This window comes from Oceanobacillus sp. FSL W8-0428, from assembly GCF_038004405.1.
GTDB classification, from domain to species: domain Bacteria; phylum Bacillota; class Bacilli; order Bacillales; family Amphibacillaceae; genus Oceanobacillus; species Oceanobacillus sojae.
Genome location: NZ_JBBORB010000001.1, coordinates 1,528,729 through 1,554,667, shown reverse-complemented (window position 1 = coordinate 1,554,667; position 25,939 = coordinate 1,528,729). Strand labels below are relative to the sequence as shown.

Here is a 25,939-nt window from a genome sequence, read left to right as displayed (position 1 = left end):
TGTACAGTTCCTTTCCTTCCATTACTGTCTTAAGACAAACAACGCCACAAGCATCAGTACAAAACCGGTTAAAACCAGAATATCCTTTGTACCTACATGTAATTCACGGAGCTTGCTTCTTCCTTCCCCGCCTTGATAGCCGCGGGCTTCCATCGCCATTGCCAGATCCTCAGCGCGTTTAAATGCACTGACAAACAACGGAACCAGCAGTGGAATAACTGCCATCACCCGATCCTTGACAGGTCCTGTCCGAAAATCTACGCCCCGGGCCGCCTGCGCGCGGGATATTTTATCCGTTTCCTGCATCAGTGTTGGAATGAAGCGCAAGGAAATAGACATCATCAATGCCAGCTCATGAACAGGGAACTTAATCTTTTTCAGTGGGTGAAGCATTTCCTCCATCGCATCGGTAATTTCAATCGGCGTTGTTGTTAATGTTAATAAAGAAGTCGTCAGGATCAGCAGGAAAAAGCGTAAGGAAATCGCAAAACCCTGGATAACTCCACCGCTGTAAATCTTAATAAATCCCCAATCAACTAAAAGATTCCCTTCATTTGTAATAATTAAATGCAGGATAAATGTAAAAATAATTAAAAACCAGACGGGCAACAGTCCTTTTAGAATAAATCGCAGCGGTACCCGTGAAATAAGTACACAGAGCACCGAAAATGCCGTTAACAAGCTATATGTTGGTACATTATTTGCAAAGAATACAATAATAACAAAGAAAAAAACTACCGTAATTTTCGTTCTTGGATCCAGCCGATGAATAAGGGAGTTTCCAGGAACATACTGGCCAATAATCAGAGCATTATTCATGAGACCCCACCTCCAGCCGCTTCTTGATCTCTTTTGCTAACTCCGGCATGGGTTGATATTGATAGGTTAAAGAAGTGCCAAAACGCTCATTATACTGGTTTAGAAAGTGAATGACCTCCGGGAGTCCTAATTGTACCTCCTGCAGCTTCTCTGCTTGTTTAAACACGTCAAGCGGATGACCTTCCATATATTTTTGTCCTTTATTTAAGATAATAATTTTATCTGCATAAGCCAGTGCATCCTCCATACTATGTGTCACTAATACCGTTGTCAGATTTTGCTCCTGGTGCAGCTGATAAAACATATCCATAATTTCACGTTGTCCACGTGGATCAAGTCCCGCAGTCGGCTCGTCCAGCACAAGAACTTGCGGAGCCATTGCCAGCACTCCTGCAATAGCGACTCGCCGCTTCTGTCCGCCACTTAAATCAAATGGGGAACGCTCTAATATTTCCTTTGGCAGACCGACAGCAGGAAGAAGCTTCTCTATCCTGCGATCGATTTCCTCCTGCTCTACGCCAAAATTCTTTGGTCCAAAGGCGATATCTTTGGCAACTGTCTCTTCAAATAACTGATGCTCCGGATATTGAAAAACGACCCCGACTTTTCTTCTTAAATCACGGATATTCTTTGGCTTCCCGTCTGCACTCAGATGGAAATCACCAATGTTTATCTCTCCCCTGCTCGGAAGGCTCAGTCCATTGAGATGCTGAATGAGTGTTGATTTCCCTGAGCCGGTATGACCGATAACCGCCACAAACGAACCAGAATTTACCGTAAAGGAGATGTTCTCAAGGGCTTTATGGGCAAAAGGTGTATTCTCTTGATAAATATAACTTACATCTTTGAATTGAATTTCCATAATTCCTCCAACAACTCTTCGTGGTTTAATGCTGCTTCTTTTAATGGAACTCCCTGCTTCCTCAGCTCATCGGTTAATTGGGCAACAAATGGCACATCCAGCCCAATTTCACGTAATTCTTCCCGCTGTAAAAAAAGCTCTCTTGGCGTTGTTTCCTCCCAGATTTGCCCCTTATTCATGACAATCACACGGTCTGCCTGAACAATTTCCTGCAGGTCATGCGTTATGGTAATCAGGGAAAGCCCTTCTGATTCCTGAATATCATTCACCGTGTGCATAATTTCTTTTCTGCCTGTCGGGTCGAGCATAGCAGTTGCCTCATCCAAAATTAATACCTTAGGAGCTATTGCTAAGACACTGGCAATGGCTACACGCTGCTTTTGTCCACCAGATAGACGGTGCGGCTCTGTTATTAAGTAATCCTGCATACGTACAGCGGATAAGGTGCGCTGGATTCTCTCTCTCATCTCTTCTCTGGGTACGCCTCTGTTTTCCATACCAAATGCGACATCATCCTGAACTGTTGCACCAACAAATTGATTATCTGGATTTTGAAAGACCATCCCTACATCTTTCCGTATATCCCAGACAGTATCATCATCTACTCTCTTGCCATCAACAATGATTTCCCCGTCCTTTGGCATTAGCAGTCCATTAAGCAGCTTGGCAATGGTTGATTTTCCAGAGCCATTATGACCGATAATAGCAACCCACTCACCTTCATAGATGTCAAAAGAAACCTGATCTAAAACAAGCGCTCCTTCTTCCTCATATTGAAAGGAAACATTCTTAAACTCTACCAGCTTTTTTCTATCCATCCAGACACCCCCTTCTCCTGTTTTTTCTATTATGTAATTTGCTTTATCTATCATGGTTATTTTATCGATTTTATTTGATGAAAGAAAGTATTTGTTATAAATAAATGTTTTATTATTGCTATTGAAAAATAAAATTAATAGTATATATCTAGCGGAAGAAATACACGGAGACTCCTGTGGGAATGCGCAGTGTGAAGACCCCGCAGAAAAAAAGTGAACTTCTTTTTTTCGAGGAGGCTGAGGACAAGCCCACGGAAAGCGTAATGTATTTCTGTAGCGGCAATTATCAACTTCACTTGCCCTCTGAACTCTCTTCGTAAAAATCATATAATTTTTCAATACAAAAAAAGGGCTTGGATAACCTCTGAGAGAGATTGAGTCCTGCCCCTTGCCGTTTTAGTAATTAAACCAACTCAATGATTGCCATTTTAGCGCCATCGCCTTGGCGTTCACCAAGTTTAAGAACGCGTGTATATCCACCTTGTCTATCTTCATAGCGCGCAGCAACATCATCAAATAATTTTTGAACTACGTTGTTTTCTTCATCCGCTTCTTTGTTGTATAAAAATGCTGCAGCTTGACGGCGTGCATGTAAATCGCCACGCTTTCCAAGAGTAATCATTTTATCTACAATCGATCTTAACTCTTTCGCTTTTGCTTCTGTTGTTTCAATGCGTTCATGAATAATTAAATCAGATGCAAGGTTGCGAAGAAGAGCCATACGACTATCTGTTGTACGTCCTAATTTTCTAGCCACGGACTATCCCTCCCTTTTCGAAACTCTACAGGTGACTGGTTTATCAGTCATCATCTCGAAGACCTAATCCTAGATCCTCTAATTTTACTTTTACTTCTTCTAATGATTTACGTCCTAAATTACGAACTTTCATCATATCTTCTTCAGATTTATTTGCAAGCTCTTGAACGGTGTTGATACCAGCACGCTTCAAGCAGTTGTAAGAACGAACAGAAAGATCAAGCTCTTCAATGGTCATTTCCATTACTTTTTCTTTTTGATCTTCTTCTTTTTCAACCATAATTTCCACGTTCTGTGCTTCATCCGTTAAGCCGACAAAAATATTCAAATGCTCCGTAATAATTTTCGCGCCTAGAGAAACAGCTTCTTCAGGGCGAATACTACCATCAGTTGAAACATCCAATGTCAGTTTATCATAATTAGCAATTTGACCTACACGTGTGTTCTCTACCTGATACGTAACACGTGATACTGGTGTGAAAATCGAATCAATTGGGATAACGCCAATCGGTTGATCATCAAACTTGTTTTCATCTGCCGGACGATAACCGCGACCTCTTTCAGCAGTTAACTTCATATGAAGGTTAGCTTTACTGTTTAATGTAGCAATATGAAGCTCTGGGTTCATCACTTCTACATCACTATCATACGTTAAGTCTGCAGCTGTTACGACTCCTTCACCTTGAACATCAATTTCTAATGTTTTCGGCTCATCAGAGTAGATTTTAAGTGCAAGTTTTTTCAAGTTAAGAATGATAGTTGTTACATCCTCCACAACCCCGTCAATCGTTGAAAATTCATGCAGTGCTCCGTCGATGTGAACGGTTGTCACAGCAGCACCTGGTAGTGAGGATAGTAAGATACGACGCAAGGAGTTTCCAAGTGTGGCACCATATCCACGTTCTAGCGGTTCAACTACGAATTTACCAAAAGTAGCATCATCGCTAATTTCAAGCGTTTCAATTTTTGGCTTTTCTATCTCGATCATTTAACAAACCCTCCTTTAAAACGTCGAAACCCCGGCTAGACCACAAAGTCTAACCGAAATTCCTCAAATAGGCAGTTGGCGTTTCTGCTCTACCTAAAAATCTTTCGTACGAACTGTCTTTGGAATCTGTTTATCTACAACATGTAGATAACCGTACGTTTTATCAACCATTATGACCAAGGCTGACAAATTCTATACGGTTAAATTAAACACGACGACGTTTTGGTGGGCGGCAACCATTATGAGGAACTGGAGTTACGTCAACAATTGCAGTAACTTCTAATCCAGCAGCCTGTAAAGAACGGATTGCAGCTTCACGCCCAGCGCCAGGTCCTTTAACAGTAACTTCTAATGTTTTCATGCCATTTTCGATTGCAGACTTAGCAGCTGTTTCAGCAGCCATTTGTGCAGCAAACGGAGTTGATTTTTTTGATCCTTTAAATCCTAGAGCACCAGCAGAGCTCCAGCCGATAGCATTACCTTGAGTATCCGTAATTGTAACAATTGTATTGTTAAAAGTAGAACGGATATGAGCAATGCCCGATTCTATATTCTTTTTCACACGACGTTTACGCGTATTTGTTTTACGTGCCATTTGTAAGCTTACCTCCTTACATTACTTTTTCTTGTTAGCCATTGTTTTACGTGGGCCTTTACGAGTACGAGAGTTGTTCTTTGTCTTTTGTCCACGAACTGGTAATCCGCGACGATGACGAATACCTCTGTATGAGCCGATTTCAATTAAACGTTTGATATTTAAAGATACTTCACGACGAAGGTCACCTTCTGTAGTGTAGCTATCAATCGCTTGACGGATTCTTGTTAATTCGTCTTCCGTTAAATCACGGACACGAGTATCTTCAGAAACGCCTGCTTCTTTAAGGACTTCCTGTGCGGTAGTTTTTCCAATACCATAAATATAAGTTAAAGAAATTACTACACGTTTATCACGTGGAACATCAATACCTGCAATACGTGCCATAGAATGCTAGCACCTCCTGTTTTTTAGCCTTGTTTTTGTTTGTGTTTTGGATTTTCACAAATTACCATTACTTTACCTTTGCGTTTGATGACTTTGCATTTCTCGCAAATTGGTTTTACAGATGCTCTTACCTTCATCATCATTACCTCCTTTTAGATCGGAGCTCGTTTATTTATAACGGTACGTAATTCGTCCTTTGGTTAAATCATACGGAGAAAGTTCAACCGTTACTTTATCGCCTGGTAAAATGCGGATAAAGTGCATACGGATTTTACCAGATACATGTGCCAATACTGTATGGCCATTCTCAAGCTCAACTTTAAACATCGCATTCGGCAATGTATCTGTCACTGTACCTTCTACTTCAATAACATCATCTTTCGCCATTGTGTGTGATCTCCCTTCTTCAAATCAGTTACAACCTTATCTAAATCAAGGATAAAGCCTCATTCCCCTTTTGTGAAAAGCCGTTCTTAATCAACGGCACCCTGCAGGGAAATATTAAACGTACATTTAGCGTACTATCATCATTTGAAATGATTTATTAGAACACTGCTTCCTCCATTGGCCAGCGTAGGACAACCGGCCGTTCACAACCGAGATATCAATTGTACTGACCTGAATCACTATCCTGCATCATACGTACAAATGGAATCTTGTTAAGAGAATCAATTTGTTAACGTATATCAGCACTCACCATCACCTAGGCAATTGTTCGTTTTATATCAAAAGGTTGATGAACCAATTTTTTAGCGTATTTGATAAAAGCATTACACATTATCTCACCTATTATAACTCTCAAGAATAGGTTTTGCACCTAATCTGTTCATTAAATAGTTGACTTATTTATCCAAAATGGACTCAATGTCGGAGAAGACGTCGTCGATATCACGATCACCGTCCACCTTCACAAGATATCCTTTATCTTGATAAAAATCAAGTAATGGCTGTGTTTGCTCTACGTTAACGGCTAACCGTTTCTTCACCGTTTCAGGTTGATCATCATCTCGCTGAATTAACTGGGAGCCATCCTTATCACAAATACCTTCCTCTTTTGGAGGATTGTAAACGACATGATAAGTTGTTCCGCAAGTCGGACAAATTCTCCGTCCAGTTAAACGCTCTACCAATTTTTCTTCTGGTACATCCACATGTAATACATAGTCGATGGTTTTATTCAAATCAGCTGTCAATTCTTGCAGTGCTTCAGCTTGAGCAATTGTACGCGGGAATCCGTCTAATAGAAACCCATCTGCACAATCATCCTTCGCCAGGCGCTCTTTGACAATACCGATTGTTACTTCATCTGGAACAAGATTTCCTTGGTCCATATATTCCTTCGCTTTTTTACCAAGGTCTGTACCTTCTTTAATAGCTAACCGGAACATATCCCCAGTTGAAATGTGAGGGATATTGTATTTTTCATTAATTTTTTCGGCCTGTGTGCCTTTACCGGCACCAGGTAATCCCATTAAGATCAAATTCAATTGTTTCCCCTCGCTTTTGTAGGCAGGAAATTTACTTAATAAACCCTTTATAATGTCGTTTCACAAGCTGACCTTCTAATTGTTTCATCGTTGTTAATGCGACACCGACAACGATTATTAAGCTAGTACCGCCGATCTGTACTGTCGATGGTAAATTTGCAAGACTGCCCAAGATAATTGGGAATACAGAGACGGCTGCTAAGAATAGCGCCCCAACAAAGGTCAGTCGGTTAATAACCCTTGTTAAATATTCTTCTGTATTGTGTCCCGGGCGAATACCAGGGATATAGCCACCTTGTCTTTGCAAGTTCTCTGACATTTGCTCCGGGTTAACCTGAACAAATGTATAGAAATATGAGAAAGCAATAATCAGTGCAACATAGATTACCATACCAATAGGCTGTGTGTAATCAAAAATGTATGTCACGATATTTGCTACTTGGTTTCCTTCAAAAAATCCAGCAATAGTAGATGGAGCAATCATAAAGGCAATCGCAAAAATTACTGGAATTACCCCTGCCGCATTTACCTTAATAGGCAAATGTGTTGATTGACCTCCTACAGGTGAACGATTTACTAATTTCTTCGCATACTGCACTGGAATTTTCCGTAATGCTTGGTTTACGAAAATAATTCCGACCGTAACCGCAATGATAACCAGTACAATTAACGCTACAATAACGATATTGATAAACAACTCACTTCCCGGATTAGAGAAGTATTGGTTGTACAGTTGTCCAGCGCCGTTCGGAATAGCAGCAACGATACCGCCGAAGATAATGACAGAAATACCATTACCAACACCGTGAGCAGTAATCTGTTCCCCTAACCACATTAGAAAAGCTGTTCCGCCTGTTAACACGATAGCAATCATTAAGAATTTCATTACGCCAGGATCATGAATCAGTAATCCGCCTGCCATGGCATTAAAGCCAATAGACATAGCAATCGCTTGAACAAACGCTATACCAATAGCCGCATAACGTGTTACTTGTGCAATTTTCTTACGTCCCATTTCTCCTTGCTTCTTCCATTCAGCAAACTTCGGAACAACATCCATTTGCAGCAGTTGCATGATGATTGATGCGGTGATGTAAGGCATAATTCCCATCGCGAAGATAGAGAAATTTTGCAATGCCCCGCCGCCAAATGTATTGATAAAGCCAAACATGCTTTGCTGATTCATCATAAAATCAATAGCAGCTTTATCTGTAAAAGGCACGGTAATAAACGTGCCGATACGGAATACAATAAGCATAAGCAGTGTAAATATAATTTTATTTCTTATATCTGCTACACGCAAAAAATTGGAGAGTGTCTGAAACAAATTAGATCACCTCAGATTGACCGCCCGCTGCTTCAATTGCTTCTTTTGCAGATGCAGAGAATTTATGAGCTTTAACAGTCAGTTTCTTTTCTAATTGCCCTTTTCCAAGAATCTTAACTCCAGCATTCAATTTGCTTACGACACCAGTTTCTAATAATAGCTCTGGAGTAACTTCAGTTCCTTCTTCAAAGCGATTAAGCGTGTCAAGGTTCACAATCGCATATTCTTTGCGGTTAATGTTAGTAAAACCACGTTTTGGTAAACGTTGGAATAAAGGCATTTGACCACCTTCAAAACCAAGTCTTACTCCACCACCGGAACGTGCTTTTTGTCCTTTATGTCCACGACCAGAAGTTTTACCGTTACCTGAAGATGTTCCGCGACCTACACGGTTTCTTTCTTTACGGGATCCTTCTGCTGCTTTTAATTCATGAAGTTTCATGCGAGCACCTCCTCTTTACACAAAATTTAATTAAACTTCTTTAACTGTCAATAAGTGGGACACTCTGTTGACCATACCGCGAACGGCTGGAGTATCTTCACGTACAACCGATTGACGAATTTTCTTTAACCCTAACGCCTCAACAGTTTTACGTTGAACGTCAGTGCCGCCGATAACACTACGAGTGAGGGTTATTTCCAATTTTTTAGACATTGTGTTTCCCTCCTTATCCTAACAGTTCTTCAACAGACTTTCCACGTAATTTAGCTACGTCTTCAGCTGTTTTTAAATTAGTTAAACCGTTCAATGTAGCACGGATTACGTTGATTGGTGTGTTGGATCCTAGTGATTTAGTCAGGATATCACCTACACCAGCAAGCTCTAAAATCGCACGTACTGGACCACCAGAGATAACTCCAGTACCTTCAGAAGCCGGCTTCATCAATACGTTACCAGAACCAAACTGTCCATGAATTTGATGTGGAATGGTTGTGCCTACGATTGGTACAGTAATTAAGTTTTTCTTTGCATCATCTACTGCTTTTTTAATAGCTTCAGGTACTTCTTGTGCTTTACCAGTACCGAAACCTACATGACCGTTTTTGTCACCGACAACTACTAATGCTGCGAAGCGGAAACGACGTCCACCTTTTACAACCTTTGCAACACGGTTGACCGTAACAACACGTTCTTCAAGATCTAATTTGCTCGGATCAATATTCGTAATCATTATAGATGGTTACCTCCTTTTACTTTTAAAATTCAAGGCCTTCCTCACGAGCAGCCTCTGCTAAAGCTTTGATACGTCCATGATATAAATAACCTCCACGATCAAATACGATGGATTTATATCCTTTATCAATTGCACGTTTTGCAATAGCTGTCCCTACTTCTTTCGCAGCGTCAACATTGCCGCCGTTAATTCCAAGCTCTTTATCTACTGTAGAAGCGCTTGTCAGGGTTACATTATTTACATCATCAATTAATTGAGCATAAATATTTTTGTTAGAACGATACACGTTTAAACGTGGACGCTCTGCAGTTCCTGATAATGTTTTACGTACACGATTGTGACGTTTTTTACGAGTAACATTTTTGTCAGGCTTTGTGATCATCTGGGTCACTCCTTTCTCGGGCTAAAAAACTTACTTAGCAGTTTTACCTTCTTTACGACGTACATATTCATCCGCATATTTAATTCCTTTACCTTTATAAGGCTCTGGCGGGCGGATTGCTCGGATATTAGCAGCAACTGCTCCTACTAATTCTTTATCGATACCTTTAACAATGATTTGTGTATTTTTAGGTACTTCGATTTCAATACCGTCAATGGGTTCAAGTTCAACAGGATGTGAATAACCAGCGTTAACAACAGTTTTGTTTCCCTGCTTTTGAGCACGGTAACCAACACCGTTAATTTCCAATGATTTTTCAAAACCTTTGCTTACTCCAACCACCATGTTATTGATTAAGCTGCGAGTAGTACCATGTAGTGCGCGGTGGTCTTTATGATCACTCGGGCGAGCTACAGTTAAAATATTACCCTCAACGTTAATTTTAATATCTGGATGAAAATCTCTTGTTAATTCACCCTTTGGTCCTTTGACTGTTAGTGTAGTTCCGTTGAATTTCAACTCTACACCTTCTGGAATTTCTACAGGCTTAAGTCCGACACGAGACATTCCCTACACCTCCTCATTAAAAAATAGTGATTACCAAACGTACGCTAATACTTCGCCGCCAACTGCCTGGGAACGTGCTTCTTTATCAGAAAGCATTCCGTTAGAAGTTGATACGATAGCAATGCCAAGACCGTTCAATACACGAGGTACTTCATTTGCTTTAGCATATACGCGTAAACCTGGTTTACTGATACGTTTAATTCCTGTAATAACTCTATCTTCGTTTGCACTGTATTTTAAGAAGATACGTAATATACCTTGCTTGTTGTCTTCGACTAGCTCATAATCCTTTACAAAGCCTTCGCGCTTTAGGATATCAGCGATCTCTTTTTTAATATTAGAAGCAGGAAGCTCTAATTGTTCATGTTTTACCATGTTCGCATTACGAATGCGAGTAAGCATATCTGCAATTGGATCTGTCATAACCATTACTAATTACCTCCTTCCCGAATCGGGGATTACCAACTTGCTTTTTTGACACCAGGAATTTGACCTTTATAGGCAAGTTCACGGAAACAAATACGGCAAAGTTTGAATTTACGAATTACTGAATGCGGGCGTCCACATCGTTCACAGCGTGTGTACTCTTGTACTTTATATTTTTGCGGGCGCTTTTGTTTCGCTATCATAGATTTTTTAGCCAAAATTTTCCCTCCTTTTATTAGCTCATGTCTATTTTTGGAAAGGCATGCCCAATCCAGCTAAAAGTTCACGAGCTTCTTCGTCAGTGTTAGATGTTGTTACGATAACAATATCCATACCACGAACTTTACTTACTTTATCGTAATTAATTTCTGGGAAAATCAACTGTTCTTTCACACCTAGAGTGTAATTTCCACGACCATCAAATGCTTTTTTAGAAATACCACGGAAGTCACGTACACGTGGAAGAGAAACAGCAATCAGTTTTTGCAGGAACTCATACATGCGTTCTCCACGTAGAGTAACTTTTGCACCGATTGGCATTCCTTCACGAAGACGGAAACCTGCGATTGATTTCTTAGCACGAGTAACTAATGGTTTTTGACCAGAAATTAAAGCTAATTCTTCAACAGCACTATCTAATGCCTTTGAATTTTGTACTGCGTCACCAACACCCATGTTGATCACGATTTTCTCTATTTTAGGTACTTCCATTACGGAATCATAATTAAATTTATTCATTAAAGATGAAGTGATTTCATCCTGATATTTTTGTTTTAATTCGTTCATGCGTTAGCCCTCCTTTCACAGAAAAACTTATTTATCTAATGCTTCACCGGATTTTTTTGCAATACGGATTTTTTTACCATCTTTTACTTCATAGCCAACACGAGTTGGTTCTCCGGACTTCGGATCGATTGGCAATACATTAGAAGCGTGAATTGGAGCTTCGATATTCAAGATTCCGCCTTGCGGGTTGTCTTGAGAAGGTTTCGCATGTTTTTGAATCATGTTCACGCCTTCTACTAATACGCGCTCTTTCTTCGGATATGCTTCTAATACAGTACCCTCTTTACCGCGGTCTTTACCGGATAAAACTTTGACTTTATCACCTTTTTTTACATGCATGCTTTACGCACCTCCTTGATGAGGAAATTTCTTATTATAAAACTTCTGGAGCTAGAGATACGATTTTCATGAATTGAGCATCACGTAATTCACGTGCAACAGGTCCGAAAATACGAGTTCCTCTTGGACTTTTATCATCACGAATAATTACGGCAGCATTTTCATCAAAACGGATATAAGAACCATCTTTACGACGAGCGCCAGATTTAGAACGTACAATTACTGCTTTTACAACGTCGCCTTTCTTGACAACGCCCCCTGGTGTTGCTTGTTTGACAGTACAAACAATTACATCACCAATGTTGGCAGTTTTACGACCGGAACCGCCTAATACTTTAATGGTTAATACTTCACGAGCACCAGAGTTATCTGCAACCTTCAAACGAGTTTCTTGTTGAATCATAACACTGTGACCTCCCTTCGGATACCTTCCGAGCGAACTTTATTAAATAATTACCGCTTCTTCTACTACTTCTACCAGACGGAAACGTTTTGTAGCTGATAGCGGGCGAGTTTCCATGATACGTACGATGTCGCCAGTTTTTGCAACATTGTTTTCATCATGCGTTTTGAATTTCTTTGAATACTTAACACGTTTTCCATAAAGCTTATGAAATTTGTAAGTTTCAACTAAAACTGTAATAGTTTTATCCATTTTGTCGGATACAACACGACCAGTATAAACCTTACGATCATTACGTTCAGACATTGAGGTTAACCTCCCCTCTGGAATCTTTAGTTATTTGCGCTTAGTTCGCGTTGGCGAACTACTGTTTTAAGACGAGCGATTGATTTACGTACTTCACGGATACGTGCAGTGTTTTCCAATTGGCCAGTAGCTAATTGAAAACGTAAATTAAATAACTCTTCTTTTAATGATTTTACATTTTGTTCAATTTCGGCAGTGGTTAAATCTCTTATTTCTTTAGCCTTCATTGCTTTCACCACCAATTTCTTCACGTTTTACGAATTTCGTTTTAATAGGTAATTTATGAGAAGCTAAGCGAAGTGCTTCACGAGCTACCTCTTCAGATACACCTGCGATTTCAAACATAATTTTACCTGGTTTTACTACTGCTACCCATCCTTCTGGAGCACCTTTACCGGAACCCATTCGAACTTCTAAAGGCTTTGCAGTGTAAGGTTTGTCTGGAAAGATTTTGATCCAAACTTTACCGCCACGCTTCATGTAACGAGTCATTGCAATACGCGCTGCCTCGATTTGGCGGCTTGTAATCCAAGAAGCCTCAAGAGCTTGTAAACCGTATTCTCCGAAAGAAACAGATGTACCGCCTTTTGCTTGACCTCTCATTTTACCACGATGTTGTCTACGATATTTAACACGTTTAGGCATTAACATAGTAATGAGCCCCCTCCCTTATTTATTGGTTTTAGTTGGAAGGACTTCTCCACGATAGATCCATACTTTAACACCTAATTTACCATAAGTAGTATCAGCTTCTGCTGTACCGTAGTCAATGTCAGCACGTAAAGTATGAAGTGGCACTGTTCCTTCACTATAATGTTCTGCACGAGCGATATCCGCACCGCCTAGACGTCCAGATACTTGTGTTTTAATTCCTTTAGCTCCAGCACGCATCGCACGTTGGATAGCTTGCTTTTGAGCACGACGGAATGAAATACGATTTTCTAATTGACGAGCAATATTATCAGCTACAAGTGTTGCATCAATATCTACTTTTTTAATTTCAAGAATATTGATATGAACTCGTTTGCCAGTTAAGTTGTTCAAAGATTTACGTAAAGCTTCAACTTCAGATCCGCCTTTACCAATTACCATTCCTGGCTTACCAGTATGAATTGTAATGTTTACACGGTTTGCTGCACGTTCAATTTCAATAGAAGAAACAGCAGCCGTTTTAAGACGTCCTTCAAGATATTCTCTGATTTTAATATCTTCATGCAATAAGTCTGCATAGTCTTTACCAGCGTACCATTTAGACTCCCAGTCTTTAATGACACCTACGCGTAGACCTGTTGGATTTACTTTTTGACCCACTGACTATCCCTCCTTCTTTTCAGTTACCACAACTGTGATGTGGCTAGTACGTTTATTGATTTTGCTTGCACGTCCTTGTGCACGTGGACGGAAACGTTTCAAAGTAGCGCCTTCGTTAACAAATACTTCAGATACTACTAAGTTGTCTGCATCCATTTCATAGTTATGCTCTGCGTTAGCAACTGCAGAATTTAATACTTTCTCTACGACCGGGGAAGCTCCGCGCTGTGTATATTTTAAAATAGCGATTGCTTCGCCAACCTCTTTTCCTCGAATTAGATCTACAACTAAACGAACCTTACGAGGAGCAATACGAACTGATTTCGCAACGGCTTTAGCTTGCATGCCTAGTACCTCCTCTCATTAGCGTTTTGTTTTCTTATCGTCACCAGCGTGTCCTCTATACGTACGAGTTGGTGCGAATTCACCTAATTTATGACCCACCATATCTTCAGTGATATATACTGGCACATGCTTACGTCCATCATATACTGCAACTGTGTGACCTACGAATTGCGGGAAAATTGTAGAGCGACGAGACCAGGTTTTTACTACCTGTTTCTTGTCTTCCGTGTTTAACACTTCAATTTTCTTCAATAGATGATCATCTGCAAAAGGTCCTTTTTTCAAGCTACGGCCCATGGATAAGCCTCCTTCCAGGGATTAGAGACGGGTGCTTTAGCCCGCCCGTTTTTCCGTTTATTTTTTACGTTTACGAACGATATACTTATCAGATGGTTTATTACGTTTACGTGTTTTGTAACCAAGTGTTGGTTTGCCCCAAGGTGACATTGGTGATTTACGTCCGATTGGCGCGCGTCCTTCACCACCACCATGCGGGTGATCATTAGGGTTCATTACAGAACCGCGAACTGTTGGACGGATACCTTTCCAACGGGAACGACCAGCTTTACCTACACGGATAAGTTCATGCTCAATGTTACCCACTTGACCAATTGTAGCACGGCAAGTTGTTAAGATTAAACGAACTTCTCCAGAAGCAAGACGTACTAAAGTGTACTTTTCTTCGCGTCCAAGGATTTGAGCTTCTGCACCAGCAGAACGTGCTAATTGTCCTCCGCGTCCAGGTTTCAATTCAATATTATGGATAACTGTACCTACTGGAATACTTCCAAGCGGTAATGCGTTACCTACTTTAATATCTGCATCCACACCAGATTCAATAACTTGCCCTACTTTAATGTTTTTTGGAGCAAGGATGTAACGTTTCTCACCATCAGCATAGTGAATTAATGCAATGTTTGCTGAACGGTTAGGATCGTATTCAATTGTAGCAACGCGTCCTGGCACACCGTCTTTATCGCGTTTGAAGTCGATAATACGATATTGGCGCTTGTGACCGCCGCCGTGATGACGAACCGTTAATTTCCCTTGGTTATTACGCCCACCACGTTTAGATAATGGAGCTAAAAGGGATTTCTCAGGGGTACTCGTAGTAATCTCTGCAAAATCTGAACCAGACATATTACGTCTACCATTTGAGGTTGGTTTATACTTTTTAATCGCCATCGTTGTCCCTCCTTCTACTTCTAAAATTTATTTATTCGTTTTATTAAGCCTCAAAGAAATCTAATTCTTTGCTATCCTCAGTCAATTGAACGATAGCTTTTTTGCGGTCAGGGCGATATCCACCGTAACGGCCCATTCTCTTAAATTTACCTTTAAGGTTCATTGTGTTTACTTGTTCTACTTTTACACCAAAGATTGTTTCTACAGCATCTTTGATTTGCGTTTTGTTAGCTTTTACAGCTACTTCAAAAGTGTATTTCTTCTCTGCCATTAAGTCAGCAGAATTCTCTGTAATGACAGGGCGTTTAATTACATCGCGTAGATCTTTCATTATGCGAGCACCTCCCCTGCTTTTTCAGCTGCATCTTTAGTGATGATCAGCTTGTCATGCGTAAGCAAGTCAAGTACATTCAATTCTTCTACAGTTAATACCTTCACGTTTTGTAAGTTGTTTGCAGAACGTGCAACTGTTTCATCATTCTCTGAAAGAACGATTAGTGCTTTCTCTTCAACTTTCAATCCGTTTAAGATGTTAATAACTTCTTTTGTTTTTGGAGCATCAATTGTGATAGCTTCTAAAACAAACAAGCCTTCTTCTTTCACTTTAGAAGATAATGCAGACTTCAACGCTAAGCGACGAACTTTCTTTGGTAATTTGTAGCTGTAGCTACGCGGAGTTGGTCCGAAAACAGTTCCACCGCCAACCCATTGTGGTGAACGGATAGATCCTTGACGTGCACGGCCAGTTCCTTTTTGGCGCCATGGTTTGCGGCCTCCACCACGAACTTCAGAACGGTTTTTTACAGCGTGTGTACCTTGACGTAAAGACGCACGTTGCATAACAACTGCTTCATGAAGTACATGTGTGTTTGGCTCAATACCAAAAACAGCGTCATTTAATTCGATTTCTCCAACATTACTTCCATCCTGTTTTAAAAGTGCTACTTTAGGCATGACATATCCTCCCTTCGTTTATGTGATTAGTTACCTTTTACTGCACTAGTAATTTTCACGTAAGATTTTTTTGCACCAGGAATATTTCCTTTGATTAGAATTAAATTCTTTTCAGCATCTACACTAACCACTTCAAGGTTTTGAATTGTTTTTTGTTCAGAACCCATATGACCTGGTAATTTTTTACCTTTGAAAACACGCATTGCATCAATTGCAGCCATTGCACCAGGGCCTCTATGGTAATGAGAACCGTGGGACATTGGTCCGCGTTGTTGATTGTGACGCTTGATAGCACCTTGGAATCCTTTACCTTTAGATGTACCTGTCACATCAATTTTTTCTCCGGCTTCAAAGATATCAACGTTGATTTCCTGGCCAACTTCATAGCCTTCAACGTCTGCGCCACGGATTTCACGAACGTAGCGCTTAGGGGCAGTGCCTGCTTTCTCAGCATGACCTTTTTCCGCTTTGTTTGTACGTGATTCCTTTTTATCAGCAAAACCGATTTGCAACGCTTCATAACCATCATTTTCTAATGTCTTCTTTTGCAACACAACATTTGCCTCAGCTTGAACAACTGTTACTGGTACAAGTTCTCCATTTTCAGAGAAAAGCTGAGTCATGCCGATTTTACGACCTAAGATTCCTTTCGTCATCCGTTACACCTCCTGTATTTAAAACAAATTATAATTTAATTTCAATATCTACACCTGATGGAAGATCTAAACGCATAAGCGCATCAACCGTTTTTGGTGTAGGCTCAAGAATATCGATCAGACGCTTGTGCGTACGCATTTCAAACTGTTCACGAGAGTCTTTGTACTTATGGACCGCACGAAGAACTGTGTAAATAGCTTTTTCAGTCGGCAGTGGAATCGGACCAGACACTTTTGCTCCGGAACGTTTTGCAGTAGCCACTATTTTTTCAGCAGACTGATCTAAAATACGGTGATCGTATGCTTTTAAACGAATTCTGATTTTCTCTTTTGCCATCATTTTCCCTCCTTCTCGCCTATATCATTATAGACATTCTCCGCGAAAATTTTCTTAGCACCTCGCCATGACAAAGGGGCCGGGTGTGCCAACAACCTTCCGCATCATCGCATTAATTGACCAACTATTACATTATACTAGAATTGTTTGGTCATAGCAAGCTTGTAAATAAGCATCTATAAGTTTGCACATTTTTATATTATACATAGTTCCTTGTACGATTGCAAGCAAAATTTAAAAGTTTTTTTCTTCCTTATGTAATAGATGCATTTCTACTCTTTTTTTATTTTGGAGCACCTCCAATAACCTTCCAATAATATAGATAAATCAACTGACCAGAATATTACTATGAGTGCTTCATATGCCGTTTTATGATTCACTTGAATCTTGGGCTTAAATAAAATGAACGCTGTTTTAGGATATTCATTTATTTACATACAATACAAATAAGCGGAGCCGGCTGTTTCACCGCTCCGCAATATTTAATGATTAATAGTAACTATTATAATAGTAGAAACCCGATTGCTATTGGAATAAAGCTAAAGAATAAAATCATGACACAGAACCCCATAATATCCCTGATCTTTAACCCGGCAATTGCAAGCACAGGGAGAGCCCAGAATGGCTGAATCATATTGGTCCAGGCATCACCCCAGGCAACTGCCATTGCTGTTTTAGCCGTATCTGCACCTATTTCAAGAGCGGCTTGTATCATAATCGGACCCTGCACTGCCCATTGACCGCCGCCGGAGGGAACAAACACATTAACTAATCCGGCGCTAAGAAATGTAAAAATCGGCAAGGTGTAATCTGTTGCAAAACTGACAAACAATAAAGATATTTTATCGGATAATCCAGACGCTACCATCATTCCCATAATCCCTGCATAGAATGGGAATTGTACGATAATTCCACCGGCATTCTTTACACCGTTCCCTACTGTTTCCAGAAAACGTCTCGGTGTTCTATGAAGAAGAATCCCTAAGAAAAGAAAAATAAAATTGACGATGTTTATATTCAGATCAAATCCATTCGTTACGAAATGATACCCGACAAAAACGAGACCCATTAAGCCAATCAAAAGAGACAAGAGCTGACTGTTCTCCAATCTTTCTGCCGGTGTTTCCGCCGGATGAGATCCCGTTTCCTCTTCTGATTCTTCCTTCCATAATGAAGGATCTATTTTACCTAAAGAATCTGCCCCTTTTAATAGATACCTGTTAAAAAACGGAAGTGTAATTAATAGTGTAATCACAATAAATAGATTAAATGAACTGAACAATGTTTCTGTAACAGGAATTATTCCAATCGCATCTTCTAAAAAATGTCCTGGAGTAGCAATAAGAAGTGGTACGGATCCGGAAAAACCGCCATGCCAGATAACCATGCCGCTGTACGCACTGGCAATTAGTATTCGGTAATCCACTGAAGGAACTCGCTTTGCCACATGAACAGCAAATAATGCTCCCACAACAAGACCAAAACCATAATTTATTAAACAGGCAACTAAAGCAACAAATGTCACAAGCATCACCGCTTGCCCCGGCGTCTTCGCTATCCTGCTGAGTTTAGCTAAAAACCGCTTCACCACAGGAGTGCTTGCTAAAATATACCCTGTAACAACAACCAGTGACATTTGCATGCCAAATTCAAGCAGGTCCCAAAAACCATTTCCCCAATAGGCTACCATCTCCATCGGGCTGTTATTTGTAAGGAAAACACCTAATAAGTACACAAAAATCGTTAAAATAATCGCAAATAAAAATGCATCTGGTAAATATCGTTGTACTATTCTGTCAAAAAACGAAGTTAAAACTCGCAATAGAATTCCCCCTAGTGCCTTTTTTCACCTAATCAGATCACTTACATCCCTAATGAAAATAACGCAATGGCTAAAATGACACCTAATATCGGAACGATAACTGTTACTGCAGCAAAAGGTGCGTAGGCATCTTTATGCGTTTCCCCACAGATCGCCCTGATGGTTGTAACAACATAACCGCCATGCGGCAATGTGTCTAATGCCCCTGATGAGATTGCTGCTACACGGTGAAGTGCTTCAGGGTCTACGCCCATATCTATATAATGTGGTGAAACGAGTGGCAAGGCTATCTGCTGTCCACCTGATGATGATCCTGTTAGTCCTGCAATAACACCAATCGCAATTGCTCCACCAATTAAAGGACTCCCTGGCATATCCGTTACAGCAGACACGGCCGCATTAAAGGCTTGCGTTTCCCTGGCAACCCCGCCAAAGCCCACAACGGCTGCCGTATTCGTAATAGCCAACAATGCACCCATCGTACCATTAGAGGCTGACACCCAAACATTTGGTAAATATTTATGGTTCAACGCCCATGTTGCAATAATCCCTCCTGTTAAGGCAATGATTAAGGCAGATGTACCTAACGTATCGTGGAATATAAATGATACTCCTAATACGACTAATAGCGGTACCGCTGATAATAAAGGATTGGGTAATTCTTTTTCTTCTGCAACCGGGTCGTCTTCTCTAACTTCAAACTGCTCACCTTTAGCAACCGCACGATTAATTAAGTGCTTTAATAACCAATATCCAAATATAATCATAAAAATGGCAACAATTAAACTAACTTCCCAGGCTGCATAAGCGGTTGTTCCAAGAAATTCAATCGGAATCCAGTTTTGGATTTCTGGTGAACCTGCTGAAGTCATCGTAAAAGTAACCGATCCGAATGCCAAAGTCGCAGGAATGAAACGTCTCGGTAAGTTCGCCTGTTTAAATAAACTTAACGCTAATGGAAATACTGAAAAACCAACAATAAATAAACTAACACCACCATAAGTTAAAATCGCACATGCTGCTACTACTGCCGCAACAGCATATTTAACTCCTAATTTATCAACAACCCATTTTGATACGCTATCAGCTGCTCTGGCATCACCCATCACTTTACCAAAAATGGAACCAAGCAAAAACATGATAAACCAGCTGGCAACGAAGCCAGAAAAACTGGTCATATAACTATCCAGCATACTGGCTTGATCTGCTTCAACTAATTGCGGAAACAGTGGGATCCCGCTAAAAACTGCTAACCATAATGTTGATAAAGGTGCCGCAATCAGCAGATTCATTCCTCTCATTGTTAGAACAATTAATAAGGTTAAACCACCAATAAGTCCAATTGCACTTAAAATCATTTACTCCACTCCCCCCTGTCTAACTGTAATACACTTACAAAACAATCCTCCATCAATAACGATTGCTTGCCCCTGTCACCCCTTTTGCCTGTCAGCTCCATGAAAAAATAACGGCAAACAAATTTGCACCGCCGTTTCTCTGGTTATCTAGCTTCAACGATCATTGCAATCCCTTGTCCTCCCCCAATGCAAAGCGAGGCTACGCCATATTTCTTCCCTCTTCTCTTCAATTCTTTCACCAAGGAATAAAGCAACCTTGTACCGCTGGCTCCAATCGGATGTCCCAAAGCGATAGCTCCACCATTAACATTTACTTTCTCACGATCTAAACCGAGCACCTTTTCTACAGCTAAATATTGTGCAGCAAATGCTTCATTCACTTCAAATAAGTCTATATCATCCAGTGTAAGCTCAGCCTTTTGTAAAGCTTGCTTTATCGCCGGCACAGGACCAATTCCCATATATTCCGGTTCCACACCTGCAACGCCCCAGGATATGATTCTCGCCAGCGGCTGCAGCCGATGCTGCACAATATAACCTTCATTTGCTACAATAGCAGCTCCCGCCCCATCATTAATCCCGCTTGCATTTCCTCCTGTAACCGTTCCATCCTTCTTAAAAGAAGCTCTTAATCCAGCCAGCCTTTCCACAGTTGTACTTTCCCGAATATGTTCATCTGTATTTACAATCATCGAGCCTTTTCTAGATTTTAATTCAATCGGGATAATTTCTTCAGCCAGTCTTCCTTCCTGTTGTGCTTTTGCTGCCCGCTGATGACTCAAATAAGCATATACATCCTGATCCTCGCGGGAAATATGATATTTCTCTGCTAAGTTTTCTGCAGTAACCCCCATTCCTGAGCCAATATATTCGTCTGTTAAAGCTGCCCAAAGCATATCATCCACTTGCGGAGTCTTTAATTTGGTGCCAAATCTGCTTCCTCTTAACGCAAAAGGAGACTGACTCATATTTTCGACTCCTCCGGCCAAGGCTACATTTCCTTCACCAAGCAAAATGGAATGAGCTGCAGAGATCACAGACTGCAACCCAGATCCACACAAACGATTTACCGCAAGTGCAGGACTGGATAGCGGCAGTCCTGCTTGCAATGCAATATGCCTTGCAAGGTACGGCGCGTTTTTTCCGGAATGAATGACATTACCTAAGACAATTACATCTATATCTTCGGCGCGAATATTGCTGCGACGTATTGCTTCCTTGCTGACGGCTATACCTAGTTCCGTAGGATCAATATCCTTTAAACTGCCGCCGAATGTACCAAACGGTGATCTAGCCCCTTCAATCAGATAGACATTAGTCATTTTCTCTCACCTCTTCATTTTTTCTTATTGCGCCGTATATCCCCCATCTAATACAATTGCCTGCCCAGTAACACCTTTTGCTTTTTCGCTGGCTAAAAACATCACATAATCAGCAATTTCCTGCACTTCCAACAGACGTTTCTGCGGTACAAGCGGGTATAATACTTCCTCCAGTACTTTCTCAACCGGGATATCCCGATTCTTTGCCAGATCTTCAAATTGCCCGCGTACGAGTGGTGTATCTACATATCCCGGACAGATAGCATTCACTGTGACGCCCTCCGCTGCGCCCTCTAAAGCAGCCACTTTTGTTAAACCAATCACTCCATGCTTGGCACTGTTATATGCCGCCTTTCCGGCGAAACCAATCAGACCATTAATCGATGCCATATTAATAATTCTTCCAAATCCCTGTTCTTTCATAACCGGGAAAATATGTTTTGTTGCCATAAACGGAGCTGTCAGCATTACTTTTATCATGAACTCAAACTTTTCAGTCGGAAAATCTTCCATAGCGGATACATGCTGCAATCCTGCGTTATTAATTAAAACATCCATTCTTCCGTATTTTTCTATCGTTTCATCTAAAGCCTGCTTGAGCTCTTCTTCATTCGTAACATCGCATTTCAGACCAATACAGTCATAGCTCTCCTGTTTTAAATTCTCCGAAACCTCCTTTACTTTCTCCTCATTTACATCTGATAAAACTACCTTTGCACCATTCTTTGCAAATTCACAACCAATTTCATATCCAATACCGCTTGCTGCTCCGGTTATAAAAACCACCTTATTTTCCACCACTTCAAAGATCCCCCTTTTTATCTAAAAAATACCTTCACATCAAAGAATCATTTTAGTAAGCTCCTGTTTGTAAATAGTCGCTAATTTTGAGCTCTGCCTCTGTTGATGCTATAACCTCTTCAACTGTCCACCCTTCTGCTACTTCAACCAGTACAAGCTCGTTTTCTTCTACATCCATTACTGCACGATCCGTAATTATTCGGTTCACCACCTGTTCCCCTGTTAATGGAAGACTGCATTTTTTTAATATTTTCGGCTCGTTATGCTTATTCACATGGTCCATAATAACAACAATTTTTTTCGCGCCATGCACAATATCCATCGCACCTCCCATACCTTTAATCATTTTTCCCGGAATCATCCAGTTAGCCAGATCACCAGCTTCGGAAACCTCCATACCTCCCAAAATTGCAAGGTTTAAATGCTCCCCCCGAATCATTGCAAATGATTCTGCATTACTGAAGTAGGATGCACCTGCCTGTGCTGTTACTGTCTCCTTGCCCGCATTAATCAAATCGGGATCAACCTCTGTTTCTAAAGGAGACTTGCCAATACCAAGCAGACCATTTTCCGATTGGAGAACAACTTGCTTCCCCTCCTGAATATAATTGGCAACCATTGTCGGCATTCCGATTCCAAGATTAACGTAGTAACCGTTTTCAATTTCTTTCTCAGCCCGCCTTGCAATCCTTTCTCTGACAGATATTTTATCTAATTGTTTTATCATCTGTTATGTCCTCCTTCGCTAAATTTACATTCCCTGTCTTACTGTTAAACGCTCTATACGTTTTTCCTGTTTACCTTCAATCAACCCCTGAACATAGATCCCTGGGGTATGAACATGATCCGGATCAATAGAACCTGTTTCAACAAGCTGCTCCACTTCTGCAATCGTTACTTTCCCAGCGGCTGCCATCATCGGATTGAAATTTCTTGCAGTCTTGTTATAAACCAAATTCCCTGCATAATCGCCGACAGCAGCTCTGATCAAACTGAAGTCTGCCTTTAGTGCTGTTTGCAGCAAATATTCTTTATTGTCAAAGATGCGCACCTCTCCTCCGTCTGCAATTGGTGTACCAACCCCAGCCGGTGTATAAAATGCCGGAATTCCCGCTCCACCTGCCCGGATTCTCTCTGCAAGTGTACCTTGAGGTGTCAGCTCAACCTCCAGTTCACCAGCCAGCACCTGCCGCTCGAACTCCTTATTCTCGCCAACATAGGAACCAATCATTTTATCAATCTGCTTATTTTTCAGAAGTAATCCAAGTCCCCAGTCATCTACACCACAATTATTTGATATAACAGTAAGATGCTTAACCTGTGAATTTACTAATGCTAAAATAAGATTCTCAGGTATGCCCACGAGTCCGAAGCCCCCTACCATAATTGTGGAGCCGTCTTGAATATTTTTCACTGCGTCTTCAAAAGATGTATAAATTGTTTTCATCTGCTTCTCCCCCTCCACAGTATACTAGCAAAAAACATGCCAAAATTGATTACATAAGAAAATAAAGAACTGTCAACAAAAGAAGCTAAAAGCCAAAAAACCTATAGTCCAGATTCCTGGACTATAGGTTTTTTCTTCTAATTTATATTTTTGTAAACCCTTCCAAAGTAGAATTTATGACGTTTCCAGATTCATGGAGTACATTCCATATTTCAGGAATTTATAAATCATACTTTTTCGCTTTCTCATAGAAACTGGATTTACTGATACCAAGCAAACCAGCAGCTCTTATTTTATCTCCATTTGATTGACTGATCGCACCTGTAATAGCCTGTTTTTCTGCATTGGCCATAATCTCCTTTAATCCCATGCCCTCTTCCGTTATATAAAGACTCTGCTGCATATGATCCGGTAAATCTTTCAATTCAATAATTTCTGTGTTTGTCAGGTGCACCGCAGATTCAATCACATTTTCCAGTTCACGAACGTTCCCAGGCCAGTCATAGTGCATAAAAAATTGCATGACAGAATCACTGAAGCTGATTACCCGCTTTCCCGTACCTTGAGTAATTTTATCAAGTAAAAACTTCGCAGTTACACGAATATCTTCTACCCTTTCCTTGAGAGAAGGAATCTTAATTGAAATTACATTAATACGATAATAAAGATCTTCCCGAAAGCGATTTTCCTTTATCAGCTTTTCAATGGACTGATTTGTTGCAGAAATAATACGTACATCGATCTTCTGTGTCCTTTCTGTACCAATTACTTCAATCTCACCCTCCTGCAGAGCACGAAGGATTTTTACTTGGGCATTTATTGGCATGTCTCCAATCTCGTCCAAAAAAAGAGTACCTCCATCAGCCAATTGGAATTTACCCAGCTTTCCTTCTTTCTTAGCTCCTGTAAATGCACCGCCCTCATAACCAAATAATTCAGACTCCAGCAATTCCATCGGGATCGCAGCACAATTTACTTTTATAAATGGCTTCGCACTGCGTTCACTTAAATTATGAATACTATGCGCAAAAAGTTCCTTTCCCGTACCGCTTCCTCCCTCTAATAAAATAGAGGCGTCTCCTGACGAAACCTTCTTTATCTTTTCTTTAATCTCATTTATTTGGACAGAGCTTCCAACAACATCCTGTAATGAATAACTCGCTCCTCTTGGATTACTTAACTTTTTCTGGTAGTTTTCAATTTCCATTAATAAATCCTTAATATGAGAATTCATTTTCTTCCATTCTTCCGTATCTTTATAAAGGACTGTTCCAACCGCACCAACTAACTTCCCGTGAGCAAACAGCGGTATACGATTAGCAATCATATGATTCCCTTTTATATACTGCAGATCAGCAATTTCTTCTTTGCCCGTCTGTGCGACAATATGCATTCTTGTATTTTCAATAACATCTGCTACATGTTTACCGAGTACATCCTTTAGTTGTACCTCAATAAAATCACAGTAATTTTTATTTAAATACGTAATTAACCCCTGTTCATTAACAACCACAAAACAAAAATTCGTCTTTTCAAAAACAGCTTCAATGATTTCTTCCCTGTATGTATTATTAAACAGCATCTTCTCTCTCCCATCACGAAGTTCATAATTATCGTTCTACCTATTACTCTTACTGCAATGAAAAAATAAATAGTTGAGTAACAAGATTATTTCTTCTGAATCTGATGATACTTGTTCAGCCAAATAAAAACTTTTTAATCTGCCGCTTTTATCATATCAAATTCTTGTCTGTAGGAGGAGCTACTTTTCGTAGAGCGAAAGAGATTTATCAAATTTCAAAAGGATACAACCTTTTTGTACCAGATTCAGCATACTCTAATCATCTATTTTTACCCCCCAAAACAAAAGATAAAAATAATAAACAAAAATAAATAAAAGATATTGATATAAAACGATAATTATATTACTATTAAATTAGATATTCATTTAGCTGTATGTAATGAAAACAATGAATA

Annotated in this window: 39 protein-coding genes; all 39 read right to left on the bottom strand. The window is 40.3% G+C overall.

The window, feature by feature from the left end:
- Nucleotides 1-21 precede the first annotated feature (21 nt).
- The 39 genes from MKY30_RS07010 to MKY30_RS06820 all read right to left on the bottom strand — a co-directional run bounded on the left by MKY30_RS07010 (nucleotide 22) and on the right by MKY30_RS06820 (nucleotide 25,544).
- Nucleotides 22-819, bottom strand: coding sequence for an energy-coupling factor transporter transmembrane component T family protein (locus MKY30_RS07010; RefSeq protein ID WP_147211521.1), 798 nt, complete (start codon nucleotides 817-819; stop codon nucleotides 22-24).
- A complete protein-coding gene (locus MKY30_RS07005) occupies nucleotides 812-1,681 on the bottom strand; it encodes an energy-coupling factor ABC transporter ATP-binding protein (protein WP_341083245.1) in 870 nt (289 codons plus the stop codon). Before MKY30_RS07005 ends, MKY30_RS07010 begins: the two co-directional genes overlap by 8 nt.
- Entirely contained in the window at nucleotides 1,657-2,499 is an 843-nt protein-coding gene (locus tag MKY30_RS07000; RefSeq protein WP_341083243.1) for an energy-coupling factor ABC transporter ATP-binding protein, read from the bottom strand. The genes MKY30_RS07005 and MKY30_RS07000 overlap by 25 nt, the downstream gene beginning before the upstream one ends.
- Before the next feature lie 403 nt (nucleotides 2,500-2,902).
- Nucleotides 2,903-3,256 (bottom strand): 50S ribosomal protein L17, encoded by a 354-nt coding sequence (gene rplQ, locus MKY30_RS06995; RefSeq protein WP_147211524.1) that lies wholly within the window; start codon nucleotides 3,254-3,256, stop codon nucleotides 2,903-2,905.
- Nucleotides 3,257-3,299: 43 nt separating this feature from the next.
- Nucleotides 3,300-4,244 (bottom strand): DNA-directed RNA polymerase subunit alpha, encoded by a 945-nt coding sequence (locus MKY30_RS06990; protein WP_077605101.1) that lies wholly within the window; start codon nucleotides 4,242-4,244, stop codon nucleotides 3,300-3,302.
- A gap of 205 nt (nucleotides 4,245-4,449) precedes the next feature.
- Entirely contained in the window at nucleotides 4,450-4,839 is a 390-nt protein-coding gene (gene rpsK, locus MKY30_RS06985) for a 30S ribosomal protein S11 (protein WP_040985036.1), read from the bottom strand.
- A 21-nt stretch (nucleotides 4,840-4,860) separates the two neighbouring features.
- Nucleotides 4,861-5,226 (bottom strand): 30S ribosomal protein S13, encoded by a 366-nt coding sequence (rpsM, locus tag MKY30_RS06980; protein WP_147211525.1) that lies wholly within the window; start codon nucleotides 5,224-5,226, stop codon nucleotides 4,861-4,863.
- 23 nt (nucleotides 5,227-5,249) lie between these two features.
- Nucleotides 5,250-5,363 (bottom strand): 50S ribosomal protein L36, encoded by a 114-nt coding sequence (rpmJ, locus tag MKY30_RS06975; RefSeq protein ID WP_010095733.1) that lies wholly within the window; start codon nucleotides 5,361-5,363, stop codon nucleotides 5,250-5,252.
- A gap of 31 nt (nucleotides 5,364-5,394) precedes the next feature.
- A complete protein-coding gene (gene infA, locus MKY30_RS06970; RefSeq protein ID WP_040985051.1) occupies nucleotides 5,395-5,613 on the bottom strand; it encodes a translation initiation factor IF-1 in 219 nt (72 codons plus the stop codon).
- A gap of 455 nt (nucleotides 5,614-6,068) precedes the next feature.
- Entirely contained in the window at nucleotides 6,069-6,713 is a 645-nt protein-coding gene (locus tag MKY30_RS06965; protein ID WP_077605103.1) for an adenylate kinase, read from the bottom strand.
- 31 nt (nucleotides 6,714-6,744) lie between these two features.
- On the bottom strand, nucleotides 6,745-8,040 hold the full coding sequence (gene secY / locus MKY30_RS06960; RefSeq protein ID WP_147211526.1) for a preprotein translocase subunit SecY: 1,296 nt from the start codon (nucleotides 8,038-8,040) through the stop codon (nucleotides 6,745-6,747).
- A gap of 1 nt (nucleotide 8,041) precedes the next feature.
- Nucleotides 8,042-8,482: a 50S ribosomal protein L15 gene (gene rplO, locus MKY30_RS06955; RefSeq protein ID WP_077605105.1), complete on the bottom strand. Its 441-nt coding sequence runs from the start codon at nucleotides 8,480-8,482 to the stop codon at nucleotides 8,042-8,044.
- Nucleotides 8,483-8,512: 30 nt separating this feature from the next.
- Nucleotides 8,513-8,695: a 50S ribosomal protein L30 gene (rpmD, locus tag MKY30_RS06950; RefSeq protein WP_077605106.1), complete on the bottom strand. Its 183-nt coding sequence runs from the start codon at nucleotides 8,693-8,695 to the stop codon at nucleotides 8,513-8,515.
- A gap of 13 nt (nucleotides 8,696-8,708) precedes the next feature.
- Entirely contained in the window at nucleotides 8,709-9,209 is a 501-nt protein-coding gene (gene rpsE / locus MKY30_RS06945; protein WP_139089182.1) for a 30S ribosomal protein S5, read from the bottom strand.
- A gap of 28 nt (nucleotides 9,210-9,237) precedes the next feature.
- Complete coding sequence (gene rplR, locus MKY30_RS06940; protein WP_077605107.1) at nucleotides 9,238-9,597, bottom strand: 50S ribosomal protein L18; 360 nt, start codon at nucleotides 9,595-9,597, stop codon at nucleotides 9,238-9,240.
- A gap of 30 nt (nucleotides 9,598-9,627) precedes the next feature.
- Nucleotides 9,628-10,164 carry a 50S ribosomal protein L6 gene (rplF, locus tag MKY30_RS06935; protein ID WP_077605108.1) on the bottom strand — a complete coding sequence of 179 codons (537 nt, stop codon included), beginning with the start codon at nucleotides 10,162-10,164 and terminating at the stop codon, nucleotides 9,628-9,630.
- Nucleotides 10,165-10,194: 30 nt separating this feature from the next.
- On the bottom strand, nucleotides 10,195-10,593 hold the full coding sequence (gene rpsH / locus MKY30_RS06930; protein WP_147211527.1) for a 30S ribosomal protein S8: 399 nt from the start codon (nucleotides 10,591-10,593) through the stop codon (nucleotides 10,195-10,197).
- Between the two features lie 29 nt (nucleotides 10,594-10,622).
- On the bottom strand, nucleotides 10,623-10,808 hold the full coding sequence (locus MKY30_RS06925) for a type Z 30S ribosomal protein S14 (protein ID WP_010652082.1): 186 nt from the start codon (nucleotides 10,806-10,808) through the stop codon (nucleotides 10,623-10,625).
- 28 nt (nucleotides 10,809-10,836) lie between these two features.
- The gene (gene rplE / locus MKY30_RS06920; RefSeq protein WP_147211528.1) at nucleotides 10,837-11,376 is read right to left on the bottom strand and encodes a 50S ribosomal protein L5; all 540 of its coding nucleotides are present in this window, start codon (nucleotides 11,374-11,376) and stop codon (nucleotides 10,837-10,839) included.
- Nucleotides 11,377-11,403: 27 nt separating this feature from the next.
- Nucleotides 11,404-11,715, bottom strand: a complete 312-nt coding sequence (rplX, locus tag MKY30_RS06915) for a 50S ribosomal protein L24 (RefSeq protein ID WP_077605111.1) — start codon at nucleotides 11,713-11,715, stop codon at nucleotides 11,404-11,406.
- Nucleotides 11,716-11,749: 34 nt separating this feature from the next.
- A complete protein-coding gene (gene rplN, locus MKY30_RS06910) occupies nucleotides 11,750-12,118 on the bottom strand; it encodes a 50S ribosomal protein L14 (protein ID WP_077605112.1) in 369 nt (122 codons plus the stop codon).
- Nucleotides 12,119-12,160: 42 nt separating this feature from the next.
- Nucleotides 12,161-12,424: a 30S ribosomal protein S17 gene (rpsQ, locus tag MKY30_RS06905; RefSeq protein ID WP_077605113.1), complete on the bottom strand. Its 264-nt coding sequence runs from the start codon at nucleotides 12,422-12,424 to the stop codon at nucleotides 12,161-12,163.
- Nucleotides 12,425-12,450: 26 nt separating this feature from the next.
- Nucleotides 12,451-12,651 carry a 50S ribosomal protein L29 gene (gene rpmC / locus MKY30_RS06900; protein ID WP_077605114.1) on the bottom strand — a complete coding sequence of 67 codons (201 nt, stop codon included), beginning with the start codon at nucleotides 12,649-12,651 and terminating at the stop codon, nucleotides 12,451-12,453.
- Complete coding sequence (gene rplP, locus MKY30_RS06895; RefSeq protein WP_147211529.1) at nucleotides 12,641-13,075, bottom strand: 50S ribosomal protein L16; 435 nt, start codon at nucleotides 13,073-13,075, stop codon at nucleotides 12,641-12,643. The genes rpmC and rplP overlap by 11 nt, the downstream gene beginning before the upstream one ends.
- Nucleotides 13,076-13,093: 18 nt before the next feature.
- The gene (rpsC, locus tag MKY30_RS06890; protein WP_147211530.1) at nucleotides 13,094-13,735 is read right to left on the bottom strand and encodes a 30S ribosomal protein S3; all 642 of its coding nucleotides are present in this window, start codon (nucleotides 13,733-13,735) and stop codon (nucleotides 13,094-13,096) included.
- A 3-nt stretch (nucleotides 13,736-13,738) separates the two neighbouring features.
- The gene (gene rplV, locus MKY30_RS06885) at nucleotides 13,739-14,080 is read right to left on the bottom strand and encodes a 50S ribosomal protein L22 (RefSeq protein ID WP_077605116.1); all 342 of its coding nucleotides are present in this window, start codon (nucleotides 14,078-14,080) and stop codon (nucleotides 13,739-13,741) included.
- 18 nt (nucleotides 14,081-14,098) lie between these two features.
- Nucleotides 14,099-14,377 carry a 30S ribosomal protein S19 gene (gene rpsS / locus MKY30_RS06880; RefSeq protein ID WP_077605117.1) on the bottom strand — a complete coding sequence of 93 codons (279 nt, stop codon included), beginning with the start codon at nucleotides 14,375-14,377 and terminating at the stop codon, nucleotides 14,099-14,101.
- Nucleotides 14,378-14,434: 57 nt separating this feature from the next.
- A complete protein-coding gene (gene rplB, locus MKY30_RS06875; RefSeq protein WP_147211531.1) occupies nucleotides 14,435-15,265 on the bottom strand; it encodes a 50S ribosomal protein L2 in 831 nt (276 codons plus the stop codon).
- A 43-nt stretch (nucleotides 15,266-15,308) separates the two neighbouring features.
- A complete protein-coding gene (rplW, locus tag MKY30_RS06870; protein ID WP_147211532.1) occupies nucleotides 15,309-15,596 on the bottom strand; it encodes a 50S ribosomal protein L23 in 288 nt (95 codons plus the stop codon).
- The gene (rplD, locus tag MKY30_RS06865; protein ID WP_147211533.1) at nucleotides 15,596-16,219 is read right to left on the bottom strand and encodes a 50S ribosomal protein L4; all 624 of its coding nucleotides are present in this window, start codon (nucleotides 16,217-16,219) and stop codon (nucleotides 15,596-15,598) included. Before rplD ends, rplW begins: the two co-directional genes overlap by 1 nt.
- Nucleotides 16,220-16,245: 26 nt before the next feature.
- Nucleotides 16,246-16,875 carry a 50S ribosomal protein L3 gene (gene rplC / locus MKY30_RS06860; RefSeq protein ID WP_077605121.1) on the bottom strand — a complete coding sequence of 210 codons (630 nt, stop codon included), beginning with the start codon at nucleotides 16,873-16,875 and terminating at the stop codon, nucleotides 16,246-16,248.
- A gap of 28 nt (nucleotides 16,876-16,903) precedes the next feature.
- Nucleotides 16,904-17,212 carry a 30S ribosomal protein S10 gene (rpsJ, locus tag MKY30_RS06855; RefSeq protein WP_077605122.1) on the bottom strand — a complete coding sequence of 103 codons (309 nt, stop codon included), beginning with the start codon at nucleotides 17,210-17,212 and terminating at the stop codon, nucleotides 16,904-16,906.
- Nucleotides 17,213-17,714: 502 nt separating this feature from the next.
- Nucleotides 17,715-19,034, bottom strand: coding sequence for a short-chain fatty acid transporter (locus MKY30_RS06850; RefSeq protein WP_147211534.1), 1,320 nt, complete (start codon nucleotides 19,032-19,034; stop codon nucleotides 17,715-17,717).
- Between the two features lie 41 nt (nucleotides 19,035-19,075).
- Complete coding sequence (locus MKY30_RS06845; RefSeq protein ID WP_339286224.1) at nucleotides 19,076-20,389, bottom strand: GntP family permease; 1,314 nt, start codon at nucleotides 20,387-20,389, stop codon at nucleotides 19,076-19,078.
- Nucleotides 20,390-20,535: 146 nt separating this feature from the next.
- Nucleotides 20,536-21,714 carry a thiolase family protein gene (locus MKY30_RS06840; protein ID WP_339283983.1) on the bottom strand — a complete coding sequence of 393 codons (1,179 nt, stop codon included), beginning with the start codon at nucleotides 21,712-21,714 and terminating at the stop codon, nucleotides 20,536-20,538.
- Between the two features lie 24 nt (nucleotides 21,715-21,738).
- On the bottom strand, nucleotides 21,739-22,515 hold the full coding sequence (locus tag MKY30_RS06835) for a 3-hydroxybutyrate dehydrogenase (RefSeq protein WP_147211536.1): 777 nt from the start codon (nucleotides 22,513-22,515) through the stop codon (nucleotides 21,739-21,741).
- A 52-nt stretch (nucleotides 22,516-22,567) separates the two neighbouring features.
- Entirely contained in the window at nucleotides 22,568-23,242 is a 675-nt protein-coding gene (locus MKY30_RS06830) for a 3-oxoacid CoA-transferase subunit B (RefSeq protein WP_339283981.1), read from the bottom strand.
- A 24-nt stretch (nucleotides 23,243-23,266) separates the two neighbouring features.
- A complete protein-coding gene (locus tag MKY30_RS06825; RefSeq protein WP_147211538.1) occupies nucleotides 23,267-23,962 on the bottom strand; it encodes a CoA transferase subunit A in 696 nt (231 codons plus the stop codon).
- 220 nt (nucleotides 23,963-24,182) lie between these two features.
- The gene (locus MKY30_RS06820; RefSeq protein ID WP_156987991.1) at nucleotides 24,183-25,544 is read right to left on the bottom strand and encodes a sigma 54-interacting transcriptional regulator; all 1,362 of its coding nucleotides are present in this window, start codon (nucleotides 25,542-25,544) and stop codon (nucleotides 24,183-24,185) included.
- Nucleotides 25,545-25,939: the final 395 nt, after the last annotated feature.